We start from the raw sequence: 15,952 nt of genomic DNA on the forward strand, positions 1-15,952 counted from the left end.
CCTGAATCCAGCCGAAGGATTGAGTCGTGTCCGATACGATATTCGCATTGTCGTCGGGTGCGTTGCCAAGCGGGATCGCGGTGGTCCGACTATCGGGGCCGGCGGTTCGATTCGTAGTCGAAACATCGGCCGGGAAGCTACCGAAACCTCGTCAAGCGACCTTGAGCGCTCTGCGCGCTGGTGATGGCCGCGTCATTGATCAAGGCTTGCTCCTGTTCTTCCCTGGTCCTGCCAGCTTCACCGGCGAGGATGTTGCCGAGTTCCACCTGCATGGCGGACGTGCGGTCGTGGCGGCCTTTCTTGGATTTCTTGGAGACTTGCCGGGGTTAAGGTTGGCCGAGGCCGGGGAGTTTACCCGCCGCGCCTTTGAGAATGGCCGGATCGACCTGACGGAAGCCGAGGGGCTCGGCGACCTGATCGCTGCCGAGACCGAAGCGCAAAGACGTCAGGCTTTGCGGCTGGCTGGGGGCGCTTTTCGGGAGCGGGCAGAGGATTGGAGGCGGCGCCTCATCGATCTCAGGGCACATATCGAAGCCGACCTCGATTTCTCGGATGAAGATGACGTTCCGGATGACCTGTCGCATGAGGTCGGCGTCGGCATCGCCAATCTGCGGAAGGAGATGGAGCGTGAGCTCTCGGCGGGCCAACGTGGCGAGCGCGTTCGTGACGGCCTGGAGGTGGTGGTGCTTGGTCCGCCCAATGCTGGCAAGTCCAGCCTGGTCAATGCCCTTGCCGAACGCGAGGTTGCCATTGTCACGGACATCCCCGGAACCACCCGCGACCTTCTTGAAGTTCGTCTCGATCTCGGGGGCTACGCGGTCTTGCTGGTCGACACAGCCGGTCTCCGGGAGGGCGGCGACGTCATCGAAGCCGAGGGGATCCGGCGGGGCAGGGCGCGGGCGACGGCGGCCGACCTGATCCTGTGGCTCGATGAGAACGGGAATGCTCCGCCGCAAGATGTGCTGGCGCTTGGCGTGCCGGTCATGCGCTTACGGACGAAAGCCGATCTGGCTGGCATTTCCGAGGGGGTCAAGGCGGTGTCCGTTCGCGATCGCACATCGGTCGATAGGCTCCTGGACCTCCTGACGCGAGAAGTCGCCAGTCGACTTGGAGGTGAGAGCCCGTTAGTTAGCCGCGCGCGCCAGCGGGATTGTCTCTCAAGGGCGGTAGCAGCCTTGAGAAATGCCGAAGGAAAGGCGCTTCCGGCGGAGGTCGTCGCCGACAACCTGCGTCAGGCTGGTGATGCGCTTGGCCGCCTGACCGGCCGCATTGATATCGAGGAAGTGCTCGGCTCCATCTTCTCGACCTTCTGCATCGGCAAGTAACCGATTCCTATCCGAAACGATTCCCAAGGCGACGCATGCGCCTACGCCGCTGGCGCCACTGTGCAAGCTCAGTGGTGAAAAATTAACGGTGTTTCACGTGAAACACTCCACAGGCTGTGGAAAAGTCTTTGGATTCGCCACCGAACCGAATTGGGAAATCCGGCTTCGGGACGTAGATCTGACCCGAGAATCCCAGAAAACGGCGCTTTCGGCTTTGACCTCGGCACTCGAAATGCCTTATTAAGGCCCACCTGATCCCGACCGACACGACCTGAACGCTGCGGAGAGTTGGGATACCAAGGCCGACGCCAGTGTCGAGCCACTTCAAGAAAACTCGGGAATGATAGTGAACGCGCTGGAACGCTTCGACGTGATTGTGATTGGCGGTGGTCACGCGGGCACCGAGGCAGCCCATGCGGCGTCGCGCAGTGGTGCCAAAACGGCGTTGATCACGCATGCTTTGTCGACTGTCGGCGCCATGTCCTGCAATCCGGCCATTGGCGGTCTCGGCAAAGGGCACCTCGTTCGGGAAATCGACGCGTTGGACGGCCTGATGGGCCGGGTGGCCGATGCCGCCGGCATTCAGTTCCGGCTGCTCAACCGGCGCAAGGGGCCGGCCGTGCGTGGCCCGCGTGCCCAAGCCGATCGCAAACTCTACAAGGCGGCGATGCAGGCTGAGATCGCGTCGGCTGCCAATCTCACCGTCATTGAGGGCGAAGCCGACGATATCGAGCTGTCGAGCAACCGAGTTGCGGCGGTCATCATGGCCGATGGACGCCGGTTGACCTGCGGCGCGGTCGTCCTGACCACAGGCACGTTCCTGTCTGGCCTGATTCATCTCGGCCCCAGAACGACGCCTGCTGGCCGTATCGGCGAAAAGCCGGCGCTTGGCCTGTCCCGGACTCTTTTACGGCTTGGCCTGCGTCTCGGCCGGTTAAAAACCGGCACGCCGCCTCGTCTTGACCGGCACTCGATCGATTACGCGTCGCTGGAAGCACAGCCGGGCGACGATGAGCCGGAGCCCTTCTCCACGCTGACCGCTGCGATCGCCCAGCCGCAGGTTGCCTGCCATATCACGCGAACGACCGAAGCGACGCACAGGGTGATCCGCGATAACGTCCATCGTTCGCCCATGTATTCCGGTCAGATCGGCAGCCGCGGTCCTCGCTATTGCCCGTCGATCGAGGACAAGATCGTTCGTTTCGGCGATCGTGACGGCCACCAGATCTTTCTGGAGCCGGAAGGTCTGGACAGCGATCTCGTCTATCCCAACGGAATTTCGACGTCCCTGCCTGAAGACGTGCAGGAGGCCATTATCGCGTCCATCCCGGGTTTGGAGCGGGCGCGCATTGTCCAGTATGGCTATGCCATCGAGTACGACCATGTCGATCCGCGCGAGCTGCAGCCGACGCTCGAGGCCAAGAAACTGCCCGGATTGTTCCTGGCCGGCCAGATCAATGGCACGACAGGCTATGAGGAGGCCGCTGCCCAGGGACTGGTCGCCGGCGTCAACGCGGCGCGTCGGGCGGGCGGGGCGGAGGGAGCGGTGTTCGACCGTGCCGAGGCCTATCTCGGCGTGATGATCGACGATCTCGTCACCAAGGGAATAAGCGAGCCCTACCGCATGTTCACCTCGCGTGCCGAGTATCGGCTGTCGCTCAGGGCCGACAACGCGGACCAGCGGCTGACGGCGCGTGGACTTGCCCTCGGTATCGTCGGATCGGCGCGCGCCGGTGCTTTCTCGGCAAAAATTGCCGCTCTCGAGGCGGCACGGCAAATCGCGCGCTCGCTGTCCCTCAGCCCGCGTGAGGCGGAAGATCACGGTCTTTCGCTCAATCAGGACGGGGTGCGCCGGACGGCCTACGAACTTCTGTCCTATCCGGATATGTCATTGGCGCGGCTTGCCGCCATCTGGCCGGATCTCGGCCGTTTCGATGCCGTGACGACTGCTGCGCTCGAAACCGAAGCGCTCTATGCGGTGTACCTCAACCGACAGGAGGCGGACATCGCCGCTTTCCGGCGCGATGAGGCTCGTGCGCTGCCTGTTGATCTCGACTATCGAGCGGTGACCGGCCTTTCCAACGAAGTGCGACAGAAACTGGAAACAGCGCGGCCGGCGACCCTCGGCCAGGCCGGCCGTATCGACGGCGTGACGCCGGCCAGTCTGACGCTGCTTCTCGCCCATCTGCGCAAGCTTGCGGCACGCCCGCAAGGGGAGGTTGCCTGATGGGCGCCAAGGTAGCGAACAGGGCTGAGGACGCCGTCGATCTCGAGGCCGTCCGCGCAATCTATCCGCTCGATGCCGCCATGGAAGAGCGTCTCGCCCGCTACGTCGAACTCGTTCGGAAATGGCAACCGGTCAAGAATCTTGTGGCGCCGTCAACGCTTCCTGACATCTGGCGGCGACACGTTGCCGATGGCGCCCAGGCTCTCGCTGCGTTTCCGTCGGCCAAGCGCTGGCTGGATCTCGGTTCGGGCGCCGGTTTTCCGGGGCTTGTGACCGCGATCCTGCTGGCCGACGTTGACGGTGCTTCGGTGACGCTGGTCGAAGCCAATGGGCGCAAGGCTGCTTTTCTGCAAACGGTCGCCCGCGAGCTGAAGCTGCCGACGAAAATCGTATCGGAGCGCATCGAGTCGCTTCCGGAACGATTGGTGTCCAGTGAGTATCGATTCGAGGCCGTTTCGGCGCGGGCACTGGCATCGCTGGATCAGCTTCTCAGCTACGCCGAGCCTTGGCTGGTGGCAGGCGCCACCGGCGTTTTCCACAAGGGGCAGGATTTCGCTTCGGAACGACAGCAAGCCGCTCTCTCGTGGAGCTTCGATCTGGTAGAACGAGAGAGCCGGATCGAACCCGACAGCCGCATCGTTCTTGTCGATCATGTCCGCCGGCTGCCGATTGCCGGTCTTCCAGCACAGGATGCCCGCCGATGAACCGCCTTCCGCAGAGTCCTCGCGTGTTGTCGCTCGCCAACCAGAAGGGCGGCGTCGGCAAGACGACGACGGCCATCAACCTTGGTACGGCGCTGGCCGCCATCGGCGAGGAAGTCCTGATCATCGACCTCGACCCGCAGGGCAACGCCTCGACCGGCCTCGGCATCGATCGCAAGTCGCGCAAGGTCTCGACCTATGACGTGCTGATCGGCGAGGCCGAGCTGCGGGAGGCATTGGTGCCGACGGCCGTACCGCGCCTTACCGTGGCGCCGTCGACGCTGGACAATCTGGGCGTGGAGCTGGAAATCGCCAGTTCGGGGGATCGCGCCTATCGGCTCAGAAAGGCCATCGCCCGGCATGTCGACGCGACGGAAGAGGCAGGAAGCCGAGACAAGCGCTTCACCTATGTGCTGATCGACTGTCCGCCCTCGCTCAATCTTCTGACCATTAATGCCCTGTCGGCGTCGCATTCCATCCTGGTGCCGCTGCAGTGTGAGTTCTTCGCGCTGGAAGGCCTGTCTCAGCTTCTCTCCACCGTCGAGCAGGTCAAGCGCAGCCTCAATCCGGAACTCGGCATCCACGGCATCGTGCTCACCATGTATGACGGCCGTAACAACCTCAGTGCCCAGGTGGTGCAGGATGTGCGCACCAATATGGGCGATGCCGTCTACGAGACGATCATTCCACGCAATGTTCGTGTTTCCGAGGCGCCGTCCTACGGCAAGCCGGCGCTGCTTTACGATCTCAAATGTTCGGGCAGCCAAGCCTATCTGAAGCTGGCCTCTGAAATCATCCAGCGCGAGCGCCGCTTCCGCGCCGTGGCGGCGTAAGAACGCGGTCGACCGGTGGCAACAGACCAAAGGCCTTAGTTCGGCGTTCGGACACGAGGCTGAAGAAAGTGAAGGGAAAGTCATGAGCAGCGTCAGCGACGAGAGCGGACGTCGGCGGCTCGGCCGGGGACTGGCGGCGCTGATCGGCGACGCCAGTTCAGAGTTCGAGGTGGTGGAGCGGGTGCGCGGTATCCGCAAGGTGGCGATCGACCTCATCAAGGCCAATCCCAAGAACCCACGCCGGCTGTTCAAGGAGGAAGACCTTGAGGAACTGGCGGGTTCCATCCGCCAGCACGGCATGATCCAGCCGGTGGTGGTCCGGCCGGCGCCCAATGGCGGCAATGGTTACGAGTTGATTGCCGGCGAGCGGCGGTGGCGGGCAGCTCAGAAGGCCGGGCGGCACGAGATCCCGGTCATCATTCAGGACGTGACCGACCGCGAGGCGATGGAAATCGCCATCATCGAAAACGTCCAGCGGCAGGATCTCAACCCGCTGGAAGAGGCGATGGGCTATGACCAGCTCATCCAGGAGTTCGAGTATACGCAGAACGATCTCGCCGCGGTGATCGGCAAGAGCCGTAGCCACGTTGCCAACACGCTGCGTCTTCTCAAGCTGCCAGAGCCGGTGAAACAGTATCTCAACGACGGCGCGCTGACCGCCGGTCACGCCCGCGCGCTGATCGCCGCGCCCGACCCGGCAGCGCTGGCCAAGCGCATTGTCGAGGAGGGCCTGACGGTGCGTTCGGCCGAGACGCTGGCCCAGGCGACCATTTCCGAGCCGCATGGCCGGGCGAAAGTGGCGAAGCCGGACAAGGACGCCGATACGCGCGCGCTTGAGAAGCGGCTGTCCGATGCGCTGGGGCTGTCCGTCCAGATTCGCCACAAGCCCAGTGGAGCCGGTGAAGTGCGGTTGGGCTACGCAAACCTCGATCAGCTCGACGAGATCATCCGCCGACTGGAGGCCTGATCAGAGCGACTGGACGGAGATCGATTCGCAAACGAAACGCCCCGACGGAGATCCGCCGGGGCGTTTCGTTTCGGCTTCGAAAATGGCGTTTCTGAAGCTACCTCAAATGCTTAATGGAGAACCTATCAGCGCTGCGACAGCGCCTTAACCATCCGATCGATCCCCTCGTCGAGCAGGGTGCGCGGACAGCCGAAGTTCAGTCGAACGTGATGATCGTCGCCACCGAAACTTGGACCCGGATTGAAGGCGACCTTGGCTTTGTCGAGGAAGAAACGGTAGGCATCGCCCAGTTCGAGGGCGGAGCAATCGAGCCACGCGAGATAGGTCGCTTCCGGTGAGTTGAGGCGGATACCGGGAAGTTCCCGTGCAAGACGGGCGACAAGATGGTCGCGATTGGCCTCAAGATAGGAGAGGAGTGCCTGCTTCCAGGGCCGGCCGTGGCGAAGGGCCGCCTCGGTGGCAACGAGGCCGAGCACGTTGGCGCCCTCGCTCATGCCGAGGTTGGCGGCGACGAAGCGACGGCGCAGGTCGGCGTCGGGAATGATGGCGTAGGCGGTCTTCAGTCCAGCGATATTGTAGGTCTTGCTGGCGGCCATCAGGGTGATGGTTCGGCGGGCGACCTCCGGAGACAGGGCGGCGACCGGTATGTGCCTGGCGCCGCCGTAGACGATGTCGCAATGAATCTCATCCGAAATGATCACCGCGCCGGAGGAAAGGCTGGCCTCGGCAACCGCTTCGAGCTCGGTCCGGGTCCGTACCCGCCCGGTGGGATTGTGTGGATTGCAGAGCAGGAAGGCGGCGGCGCCGGCGAGGGCGCCGGTCAGGCGGTCGACATCGACAGCCGATCCCTCGGCGACCGGCAGCACCGGAACATCGACGCGGTTGAGGTCCCAGTGGCCTGCGGCGGCGAGGATCGGCGGATAGACGGGTGTCTCGATTACCAGGCTGTCGCCGGGTTGGGCGATGGCCTTGAGGGCCTGGTTGAAGCCGGGCACGACGCCCGGCAGAAACACCACGTCGGCAGGCGATATGGTCCAGCCATAGAGATCCCGCATGTCCTCGGCGATCAGATCGCGCAGCGATGCCGGTCCGGGGCCGCCGTAGCCGAATACAGGATGCTCTAGGCGATCGCGCAAGGCGGCAGCGATCGGCTCGGCGACCGAGAAATCCATATCGGCCACCCACATCGGCAACACGTCCTCGGGATAGCGGTCCCATTTGGAAGTGGGCACCTGCCGTCGATCGATGACGGTGTCGAAGTCGTAGGCAGCCATGAACAAAAGTCCTTATCGTCGAAACGGATCAGGCGACACTAGCCCCAAAGGCCGGAGCTGATCCAGCCTTTGGATGCAAGGAACCGATGGGAAACGGAAGCTGTCAGGCTCGCTTGGGTTCGATGAGGTCCCAGCGATTGCCGTAGAGATCCTCGAAGACGGCGACAGTGCCGTAGGCCTCATGGCGTGGTTCTTCAAGAAAACGAACGCCCCGGGCCGAGAACAGCGCGTGATCGCGGGCGAAGTTATCGGTCTCCAGGAAAAGGAAAACCCGGCCGCCGGTCTGATTGCCGATATGTGCCGCCTGTTCGGGGCCGTCAGCGCGAGCGAGCAGCAAAGCTGTGCCGCCTCCGGTGGGGGCGACCCGCACCCAGCGCTTGCCGTCGCCGAGCGGCGTATCGTCGATGAGCGAGAAGCCGAGATTGTCGACGTAGAAGGCGATCGACTCGTCATAGTCGGCAACGAGCAGCGCCAGGCTGGCAATCGTGCTTGTCATGCCGCGTCCTTGGAAATGTCCGGTTGCTCGATGGCGTGGCGCGACAGAAGCGGCAGTTGGGCGATCGAGAACAACAAGGTCAGCGGCATGATGCCCCAGACCTTGAAGGCGATCCAGAACTCGGTCGTCTGGGTGCGCCAGATCAGTTCGTTGAGGATGGCGAGCAGAAAGAAGAACAGGCCCCAGCGAATGGTCAGCTTGCGCCAGCCCGCTTCGTCAAGGTGAAAGGCGCCGTCGAAGACATAGCCGAGCAGCGTCTTGCCGAAGAGGAGTCCGCCGAGAAGCGCGCTACCGAACAGGCCGTTGACGATGGTGGGCTTCATCTTGATGAACGTGTCGTCGTGCAGCACCAGCGTCAGCGTGCCGAAAACGGCGACGACGACGCCAGTGACCAGCGGCATGATGGCGAGGCGTCGGTTGATCATCCAGGAGGCGACAAGCGCCACCGCCATCGCCGCCATGAAGGCGCCGGTGGCGACGAAGATGCCGAAGCGGCCGTTGGCAAAGAAGAAGACGAGAAGCGGTCCGAGCTCAAGGGCAAGCTTGAGCCAGGGATTCTCGGCCTTGCGGCCAGCGGCGGGCACGTCGGTCATCGGTCACTCCTGGCAGGCCGTTACTTGTACTTGGAATAGTTGATCTCAAACCATTCGGGATTGGTGGGATTGCCCACCTTGGTCTCGTAGATGGCCACCGTGGTGTCGAAACCCTGATCGTCGGTCACCGTCCACTGCTTCAGTTCGGTGGTGCGGGCGTCGAAGTAGAGCGTCAGGTGGCTGGTGACGAAGGTACCGGGGTCCTGAAGGCGAATGACGATGAAGTCCGAATCGGCGCTGACCGACTGCACCACCGCTTCCTCAAGAAGATTGATGTTCTTGTCGAGCAGGAAGCGCAACGGTGTTTCGGAGAGAAGATAGAGCGTCTGCGACTGCATGGCCTTGTCGTCCACCGCCACCGTTCGGCCGTCGACGGTAATGTCGAGCTTGGCCGGCGGATAGTAGCGGAAACGCATCTTGCCGGGACGGTCGATGACGAAATAGCCGGTGGTCTCGCCGCCGTCCGGCGCCGTCTGCAGGAACTTGCCCTCGATGGTGGTGATCGAGTTGAAGTAGCGATTGACCGCCTGCACCGTGGCGAGCTGTTCGGGAGAGAGATTGGCAAGGTTGGGCTTGGCGGACGCGCCCGTCACCGCGCCGGGCAGTGCCGCGGCCGCAAGCGCCAGGCCGGCACCGGCAAGGCCGTTCAGGAACGCGCGGCGCCCCATCCTCAGGGTTTGAAACATCGCGGATATCCTCTTCATTGCCGCCTTCCGCGCGATAGCTGCGTTCCGGCGCGAGATTCCACCTCACTTAAAGGTCAGAAGATGGCGAAACAAGGTGGAGCGTCCTGCCTCGTCTTGACAAGCCGGCCGCGCGCGCCAAAGACAGGCGGCAGGGGCGGATGACGGGATCGTCTCCAGCCCTCCGGCCCGGAGGTTCTGCGGCCTTCGGGAAAGTGGAGAGGCGAGTATGACCATTTCCGAAGCGCTTGGGCGGGTGCGAGCGGTGATCGAGGGCGCCGAGGAGGAAGCGGGCCGGCCGGCTGGCTCGGTAACGCTGATTGCCGTTTCCAAGACCTTCCCCGAGGCCGACATCCGCGCCGCGGTCGCCGCCGGGCAGCGGGTCTTCGGTGAGAACCGCGTGCAGGAAGCGGCCGGCAAGTTCCCGGCCGTGAAGGCCGACTTTCCAGCGGTGGAACTGCACCTGATCGGACCGCTGCAGTCGAACAAGACACGTGAGGCCGTGGCCCTGTTCGACGTCATCCACACGGTCGACCGGGACAAGATCGCCGCCGCGCTGGCCAAGGAAATGCAGGCGCAAAGCCGTTTTCCGAAGCTGCTCGTGCAGGTCAACACCGGCGAGGAACCGCAGAAGGCGGGCATCGCGCCGCGCGAAACGGTGGAGTTCGTGAAACGTTGCCGCGAGGTGCACGGCCTCACCATTTCAGGGCTGATGTGCATCCCGCCGGTCGGCGACCCGCCGGCACCGCACTTCGCGTTGCTTGACGAGCTGGCGCGGCGAAGCGGCGTCGCTTTCCGCTCGATGGGCATGTCATCGGATTACGAGACGGCGATCGGGCAGGGCGCGACGCATGTGCGGGTTGGCAGCGCCATCTTCGGCTATCGAGATTATGGCGTCGCCTGAGCGGCGAGCGCCTTGTCGATGGCCGGCTTCAACTCGGTCGACAGGCGATCGGGGTTAAGCGGCCCGACCAGCTTGGCGACAATCCGGCCGTCGACCACCACGAAGGTTTCCGGCACGCCGTAGACACCCCAATCGATGCCGACGCGCCCTTTCCGGTCGGCGCCGACGGCGGCGTAGGGATTGCCGAGGCCATTCAGAAATCGCAGCGCCTGATCGTCCGTATCCTTGTAATTGAGGCCGTAGAGGCGAATCCGCTGGTCCTTGGCGAGTTCGACCAACAGCGGATGTTCGGCCCGGCAGGGCGCACACCAACTGGCGAAGACGTTGACGACGGAAACGCCCTTGGCAAGATCAGCGGTCGACAAACCGGGAACCGGGGATCCGTCCCGCGTCAGGCCGGCCACCGCATCGAGCTGGAAGTCGGGCACCGGCTTGCCGATCAGCGCCGAAGGCACCTCCGAAGGATCACCCGCCCCGAGTCTTGCGTAGAACAGCATCGCCAGCGCCAGGAACAAGGCGAGCGGCACGAGCGCGAGAAGGCCGACGCGGCGGGGTGAGGATGCACTCACGCCTGCGTCTCCAGCGTCGTTTCCAAAGGTGTTTCGGGCGCGAGGCGGGCGGCGGCACGCGCCGAGCGGCGGGTCAAGCCGCGCGCTTCGAGAGCTGTGAGCGTATGTCTCAGCCGGCGATGATCCAGAATCACCCACAGCGTCAAACCAAGGGCGGCGAGGGTGGCTGCCGCATAGCTCAACAGGATGAAATTGGCGTAGGGGCCGAGAGAAGCGATCATCTGGCGGCTCCGGCGGCAGTCAGACCGAGGGCGCGGATGCGTCGGCGCAGGATCTCGTTGCGCATGGCCGCCAGATGCAGCGTGGCGAGAAGGACGGTGAAGGCGAGCGCCATGGTGGCGAGCGGCAGCAGCATGGTGGCGTCGATGGTCGGGCCATCGATGCGGAACACTGAAGCGGGCTGATGCAGGGTGTTCCACCAGTCGACCGAGAACTTGATGATCGGCAGGTTGACCGAGCCGACCAGGATCAGGATGGCGGCGGCGCGGGCGCCGCGCGTCGGGTCCTCGATGGTCCGCCAGAGGGCGATGAGCCCGAGATACATGATGAACAGCACCAACACCGATGTAAGCCGGGCATCCCATTCCCAATAGGTGCCCCACATCGGCCGGCCCCACAGCGAGCCGGTCACGAGAGCGAGGGCCGTGAAGGTGGCGCCGATCGGCGCCGCGGCGCGGGCGGCGACGTCGGCGAGCGGATGCCGCCAGACCAGCGTGCCGAGCGCCGAGACTGCCATGATGCCGTAGGTCAGCATGGAGAGCCAGGCGGAGGGCACGTGGATATACATGATCCTGACCGTCTCGCCCTGGAGATAGTCGGCCGGCGAACGGGCTACGAGCACCAGGCCGGTGGCAAACAGGACGACGGTAAGGCTGGCAAGCCAGGGGATCAGACGGCCGGCAAATGCCAGGAAACGGGTGGGGTTGGCCAAGTCGGCGAGGGACATGCTTGCCTCGGAGCGTGCGCGACAGGTGCCAGTCGCGGCTTCGACGTATTCCAGACTGCACAAATAGCGGCTTCTCCGATGGCCGGCAATCCGCAGCCATGCGAAGGGGGGCGCCAGACGCTTCAGTCGCCGAGCCCGGCGATGGCGCGGGCGAAGTCACGGGCGGCAAAGGGTTCGAGGTCGTCGATGCCTTCACCGACGCCGATGAAGTGCACCGGCAGGCCGAACTTCTCGGCGATGGCGACGAGGATGCCGCCGCGCGCCGTGCCGTCGAGCTTGGTCATGACCAGACCGGTGACGCCGGCCGTGCGTCCGAACACCTCCACCTGGGAGACCGCATTCTGACCGGTGGTGGCGTCGAGTACCAGCAGCACGTCATGTGGCGCCGTGGGGTCGACCTTGCGGAGGACGCGGACGACCTTTTCCAGCTCGGCCATCAGCTCGGCCTTGTTCTGCAGGCGGCCGGCCGTGTCGATCATCAACACGTCGATGCCCTCGGCTTTTGCCCGGGTCAGCGCATCGAAGGCGAGGCCGGCCGAATCCGAGCCGACGTCGCGGGCGACGATCGGCACGTTCGTCCGCCCGGCCCAGACTTTCAGCTGGTCGATGGCGGCGGCGCGGAAGGTGTCGCCGGCTGCCAGCATGACCTTCTTTCCCTCGGCGGTGAACTTCGAGGCGAGCTTGCCGATGGTGGTGGTCTTGCCGGAGCCGTTGACGCCCACCACCAGCACCACCTGCGGCGCCTTGTCGGGCTTCAGCGCGAAGGGCACCGCGACCGGGGCAAGGACCTTTTCCACCTCGGCCACCAAAATGCTTTTCACTTCGTCGTCGGTAATGTCCTTGCCGTAACGCTCGGCCGACAACCGATCAGTGATGGCCGACGCAACGGCGACGCCGAGGTCGGCCTGGATCAGCACGTCCTCGAGTTCTTCAAGGGTGTCGGCGTCGAGCTTGCGCTTGGTGAAAATGGAGACGATGCCGCCGCCGATTGCTTGCGAGGAGCGGGACATGCCGCTCGTGAGCCGCTGGAACCAGGACGAACGTTCGGCAACGGCCGGAGCCGCCGGCTCGGCTTGTGATTCACGTGTGTCCGGCGCCTCGCGCCCGCCGCCAAACCACCGACCGATGAGGCCCGGCTTCTTGTCGTCCGACATGTCGTTGGTCCTTCGCCTCAGGCGGCCTTGGAAATCAGGGTACGGTCGGTGCGGCCGGTGACGATGGCCGGCACGATCTCGCCGGGGACGCCGCGGTCGATTTCGGTGAGCGTAAACTGTTCGGTGCGTCCGAGCCCATCTTTCTCGACCAGCACAGCGTGGCGGCGGCCTGCCTCGGCTTCGAGGTGCGCACGGAAGGCCGCTTCACCTTTCTCCCGCAATCGCTGGGCGCGAATCTTGATCTCGGCACGCTCAACTTGTGGCATGCGCGCGGCCGGCGTGCCGGGACGTGGCGAATAGGGGAAGACGTGGAGATGGGTGAGGCCGCAGTCGTCGACGATGGCGAGCGAGTTGCGGAACATCTCCTCGGTCTCGGTCGGGAAGCCGGCGATGATGTCGGCGCCGAACACCATGTCGGGCCGGAGGCGTCGCGCTTCGTCGCAGAATCGGATGGCGTCGGCGCGCAGATGGCGCCGCTTCATGCGCTTCAGGATCAGGTCGTCGCCATGCTGGAGCGACAGGTGCATATGCGGCATCAGCCGCTCTTCCTCGGCGATGGCGGCCATCAGGTCGGGATCGGCTTCGATGGAGTCGATCGAGGAAATGCGCAGGCGGGATAGCTCCGGCACCTCCTTGAGGATGGATCGGGTCAGGCGACCGAGGCGCGGGGTGCCCGGCAGGTCGTCGCCATAGGAGGTAAGATCGACGCCGGTCAGCACCACCTCGGCATAGCCGTTTTCAACGAGGCGGCGCACCTGCGCCACCACATCGCCCATCGGCACCGAGCGGGAGTTGCCCCGACCGAAGGGGATGATGCAGAAGGTGCAGCGATGGTCGCAGCCGTTCTGCACCTGCACGAAGGCGCGGGTGCGACCCTCGAAACCGTCGACGAGGTGCAGAGCCGTCTCGCGTACGCTCATGATGTCGTTGACACGGGTCTTCTCTTCTGCCGACACGCCGAAATCGGGGATGGCCTGATAGGCCGCTTCGCTGAGCTTGTCGGCGTTGCCCACCACAAGGTCGACCTCTTCCATGCCGGCAAACAGCTCCGGCGAGGTCTGGGCGGCGCAGCCGGTCACCACGATGCGGGCGGCGGGATTGGCGCGTCGGGCGCGGCGAATGGCTTGTTTTGCCTGTCGAACGGCCTCGCCGGTGACGGCGCAGGTGTTGACCAGCACGGCCTCGGAAAGGCCTGCCTCGACTGCCTTCTGCCGCATCACTTCCGATTCCGCCGTGTTGAGGCGGCAGCCGAAGGTGATCACCTCGATCGCCATTCTCTTGTTCCGATGCTCGTGGTTCAGACCGGCTATATGGCGGAAAGGCGCGGAAATTGCCAGAGCGGAAACCGCATGGCCGGCTCAGGTCGGCCGTCGGGCGCGAAGAACGTGCGGACCCAGATCACCGGTACCCTGCGGCGTCTCGCCGAGATAGCGCTGCCGGAGGCCTGTAAGGTCGAGGTCTTCGATGTCGGTCAGCCCGAGGTCGGCGAACTCACGGGCCAACGCTTCCGGTTCGACGAGGCCGAGCCAGGGCTCGCCGATCTTCGCCGCCTCGATCATCTGCGCCTCGGTGACCGCGCGCCCCTCTGGTGATTGGCTTTCCGGCGGCGTCGAGTAATCAAGCACGATGTCCGAATCCGGCAGCCTGGCGACAAAGCCGAAAAGCATCTGCCTTATCGCTGCCGGCAGGTAAACGACGACCCCGAGCATCTGGAAGAAGGTTGGCTCATCGGCTCGCCAGCCCGCCGCGGTCAGGGCCGCAGCGATATCGTCCTCGCCGAAGATTACCGGCACCAGCGAAAGGCTCAGCGGCAACTTCGGCCCGAAGCGCAGCAGGCGGCGGCGCTTGTCCGCCTGGGTTGCCGGATGGTCGAGCTCAAAGATGCGCAAACCGACCCCGCGATGGGGATTGCGAAGGCTCAAGGTGTCGAGGCCGGCGCCAAGCAGCACCACCTGACGACAGCCACGAGCCACCGCTTCGGCCAGTGCATCTTCGGCGTACCTGCTGCGGGCGGCCATGAGAAACCGCATCGTCCGGTAGCCGGGCACGATGGGCAGGCCCATCATCAGCGGGGCGCCTTCCGGACCCAGCATGTCCTCGGCGAAGGGATCGCGAAAGACGCGGCCATCGTCATATGACTGATGTGCCACCCTCAGCGCGGCGGTGACCAGGGCCGTCGCGCTCGCCGTGCCGATCTGCATGGTGATTCCCTTCAGGCTGCGGCGGCGAAGATGTCATCCGGCAGAAGGCCGTCGTGCTCGAACTCGGTGGCGCCGGTCATCAGGATGCGGTTCTCCGCCGTCCAGTCGATGACGAGTTCGCCGCCCGGAAGCGTCACGCGCACCTTGCGTCCGGTGCGCCGCGTGCGCGCGGCGGAAACGGCGGCCGCGCAGGCCGCCGAGCCACAGGCGCGCGTCAGTCCGGCGCCGCGCTCCCAAACCTTGAGCGTCAGCGCATCTGGTGCCGTCACGTGGGCGAGCGAGATATTGGCGCGCTCGGGAAAGATGGGGTGGTTCTCGAGCATGGGTCCGATAGCGGCGAGATCATAGGCCTCGACGTCGTCGACCCAGAAAATGGCGTGCGGGTTGCCGACATTGGCGACCGAGGGCGAATGCAGGATCGGCGCGTCGATCGGTCCAATTTGCAGCTCGATGGCGCGGGTATCGGCAAAGGGTTCGGCAAGCGGGATGTCGCTCCAACCAAAGCGTGGCTCGCCCATGTCGACCGTTACCAAGCCGCGTTCTGCCTTTTCGACGCGCAAAAGACCGGCGCGTGACTCGAGAAGGAAGGACGACGGTGCGCCGGCTTCAAACAGGCGCGTGCCGACGCAGCGTGTGCCGTTGCCACAGGCGAAACTCTCGGAGCCATCGATATTGAAGATCCGCATGAACGCCAGCGTGTCCGGCCGCTTTGGGGCGTAGAGCACCATCAGCTGATCGAAAGGCTCTTGGGCTCCGATGGCGCGCGCCGCCTCAGCCGTCACCGTCTCCGAACGGCCGCGCAGGTCGAGCACGACGATCTCGTTGCCGATACCATTCATCTTGGCGTAGGGAATGCTCATCGTCGTTCTCTCAGTCTCGTCCATCCTTAGCCGATCGACGCGGGTAGCGGAAGGGCGGCTTGTCGGCAAGAACGCCGGTTTTCCTTGACTCGGCGCCGGCTTGTCGCTAATGCCGCTTCATTCTCGTCCTGTTGCGACAGCCGAGCCGCCGACCGGGGCACGATCCCGGAGGTCAACATCCGCCAGCGCGTTGCGCCCGCGGATGTGATCGGTGCTTGG

At 64.5% G+C, this 15,952-nt stretch carries 17 protein-coding genes; 6 read left to right on the plus strand and 11 right to left on the minus strand.

Annotation, left to right across the window (positions count from 1 at the left end; all coding sequences use genetic code 11):
* Positions 1–26: 26 nt before the first annotated feature.
* From mnmE to CXZ10_RS14540, 5 genes are all read left to right on the plus strand, one after another.
* Positions 27–1,325: a tRNA uridine-5-carboxymethylaminomethyl(34) synthesis GTPase MnmE gene (gene mnmE / locus CXZ10_RS14520; protein ID WP_101290056.1), complete on the plus strand. Its 1,299-nt coding sequence runs from the start codon at positions 27–29 to the stop codon at positions 1,323–1,325.
* A gap of 340 nt (positions 1,326–1,665) precedes the next feature.
* A complete protein-coding gene (mnmG, locus tag CXZ10_RS14525) occupies positions 1,666–3,552 on the plus strand; it encodes a tRNA uridine-5-carboxymethylaminomethyl(34) synthesis enzyme MnmG (RefSeq protein WP_180336003.1) in 1,887 nt (628 codons plus the stop codon).
* Positions 3,552–4,256, plus strand: a complete 705-nt coding sequence (gene rsmG, locus CXZ10_RS14530; RefSeq protein WP_244617167.1) for a 16S rRNA (guanine(527)-N(7))-methyltransferase RsmG — start codon at positions 3,552–3,554, stop codon at positions 4,254–4,256. The genes mnmG and rsmG overlap by 1 nt, the downstream gene beginning before the upstream one ends.
* Positions 4,253–5,086: a ParA family protein gene (locus CXZ10_RS14535; RefSeq protein ID WP_101290057.1), complete on the plus strand. Its 834-nt coding sequence runs from the start codon at positions 4,253–4,255 to the stop codon at positions 5,084–5,086. The genes rsmG and CXZ10_RS14535 overlap by 4 nt, the downstream gene beginning before the upstream one ends.
* Before the next feature lie 82 nt (positions 5,087–5,168).
* On the plus strand, positions 5,169–6,053 hold the full coding sequence (locus CXZ10_RS14540; RefSeq protein WP_101290058.1) for a ParB/RepB/Spo0J family partition protein: 885 nt from the start codon (positions 5,169–5,171) through the stop codon (positions 6,051–6,053).
* Positions 6,054–6,178: 125 nt separating this feature from the next.
* Here the strand turns inward: CXZ10_RS14540 and CXZ10_RS14545 are convergent, their stop codons facing one another.
* The 4 genes from CXZ10_RS14545 to CXZ10_RS14560 all read right to left on the minus strand — a co-directional run bounded on the left by CXZ10_RS14545 (position 6,179) and on the right by CXZ10_RS14560 (position 9,102).
* A complete protein-coding gene (locus CXZ10_RS14545; protein ID WP_101290059.1) occupies positions 6,179–7,327 on the minus strand; it encodes a MalY/PatB family protein in 1,149 nt (382 codons plus the stop codon).
* 103 nt (positions 7,328–7,430) lie between these two features.
* Positions 7,431–7,823 (minus strand): VOC family protein, encoded by a 393-nt coding sequence (locus CXZ10_RS14550; RefSeq protein ID WP_101290060.1) that lies wholly within the window; start codon positions 7,821–7,823, stop codon positions 7,431–7,433.
* The gene (locus CXZ10_RS14555) at positions 7,820–8,416 is read right to left on the minus strand and encodes a septation protein A (RefSeq protein WP_101290061.1); all 597 of its coding nucleotides are present in this window, start codon (positions 8,414–8,416) and stop codon (positions 7,820–7,822) included. Before CXZ10_RS14555 ends, CXZ10_RS14550 begins: the two co-directional genes overlap by 4 nt.
* A 20-nt stretch (positions 8,417–8,436) precedes the next feature.
* Positions 8,437–9,102: a LolA family protein gene (locus CXZ10_RS14560; RefSeq protein ID WP_210199936.1), complete on the minus strand. Its 666-nt coding sequence runs from the start codon at positions 9,100–9,102 to the stop codon at positions 8,437–8,439.
* 226 nt (positions 9,103–9,328) lie between these two features.
* Here CXZ10_RS14560 and CXZ10_RS14565 point away from each other — a divergent pair, with 226 nt between their 5' ends.
* Entirely contained in the window at positions 9,329–10,003 is a 675-nt protein-coding gene (locus CXZ10_RS14565) for a YggS family pyridoxal phosphate-dependent enzyme (RefSeq protein ID WP_101290062.1), read from the plus strand.
* Here the strand turns inward: CXZ10_RS14565 and CXZ10_RS14570 are convergent.
* The 7 genes from CXZ10_RS14570 to dapF form a co-directional block, all read right to left on the minus strand.
* Positions 9,988–10,572 (minus strand): DsbE family thiol:disulfide interchange protein, encoded by a 585-nt coding sequence (locus tag CXZ10_RS14570; protein ID WP_180335988.1) that lies wholly within the window; start codon positions 10,570–10,572, stop codon positions 9,988–9,990. The genes CXZ10_RS14565 and CXZ10_RS14570 overlap by 16 nt on opposite strands.
* Positions 10,569–10,793, minus strand: a complete 225-nt coding sequence (gene ccmD / locus CXZ10_RS14575; protein ID WP_101290064.1) for a heme exporter protein CcmD — start codon at positions 10,791–10,793, stop codon at positions 10,569–10,571. Before ccmD ends, CXZ10_RS14570 begins: the two co-directional genes overlap by 4 nt.
* The gene (locus tag CXZ10_RS14580) at positions 10,790–11,518 is read right to left on the minus strand and encodes a heme ABC transporter permease (RefSeq protein ID WP_101290065.1); all 729 of its coding nucleotides are present in this window, start codon (positions 11,516–11,518) and stop codon (positions 10,790–10,792) included. Before CXZ10_RS14580 ends, ccmD begins: the two co-directional genes overlap by 4 nt.
* A 122-nt stretch (positions 11,519–11,640) precedes the next feature.
* On the minus strand, positions 11,641–12,672 hold the full coding sequence (gene ftsY / locus CXZ10_RS14585; RefSeq protein WP_101290066.1) for a signal recognition particle-docking protein FtsY: 1,032 nt from the start codon (positions 12,670–12,672) through the stop codon (positions 11,641–11,643).
* Between the two features lie 17 nt (positions 12,673–12,689).
* Positions 12,690–13,946, minus strand: a complete 1,257-nt coding sequence (gene mtaB / locus CXZ10_RS14590; RefSeq protein ID WP_101290067.1) for a tRNA (N(6)-L-threonylcarbamoyladenosine(37)-C(2))-methylthiotransferase MtaB — start codon at positions 13,944–13,946, stop codon at positions 12,690–12,692.
* Between the two features lie 84 nt (positions 13,947–14,030).
* Positions 14,031–14,873: a class I SAM-dependent methyltransferase gene (locus CXZ10_RS14595; RefSeq protein ID WP_101290068.1), complete on the minus strand. Its 843-nt coding sequence runs from the start codon at positions 14,871–14,873 to the stop codon at positions 14,031–14,033.
* Between the two features lie 11 nt (positions 14,874–14,884).
* Positions 14,885–15,733, minus strand: coding sequence for a diaminopimelate epimerase (dapF, locus tag CXZ10_RS14600; protein WP_101290069.1), 849 nt, complete (start codon positions 15,731–15,733; stop codon positions 14,885–14,887).
* Positions 15,734–15,952 lie beyond the last annotated feature (219 nt).

It is taken from the genome of Pleomorphomonas diazotrophica (genome assembly GCF_002844595.1).
Taxonomy (GTDB): Bacteria; Pseudomonadota; Alphaproteobacteria; order Rhizobiales; family Pleomorphomonadaceae; genus Pleomorphomonas; species Pleomorphomonas diazotrophica.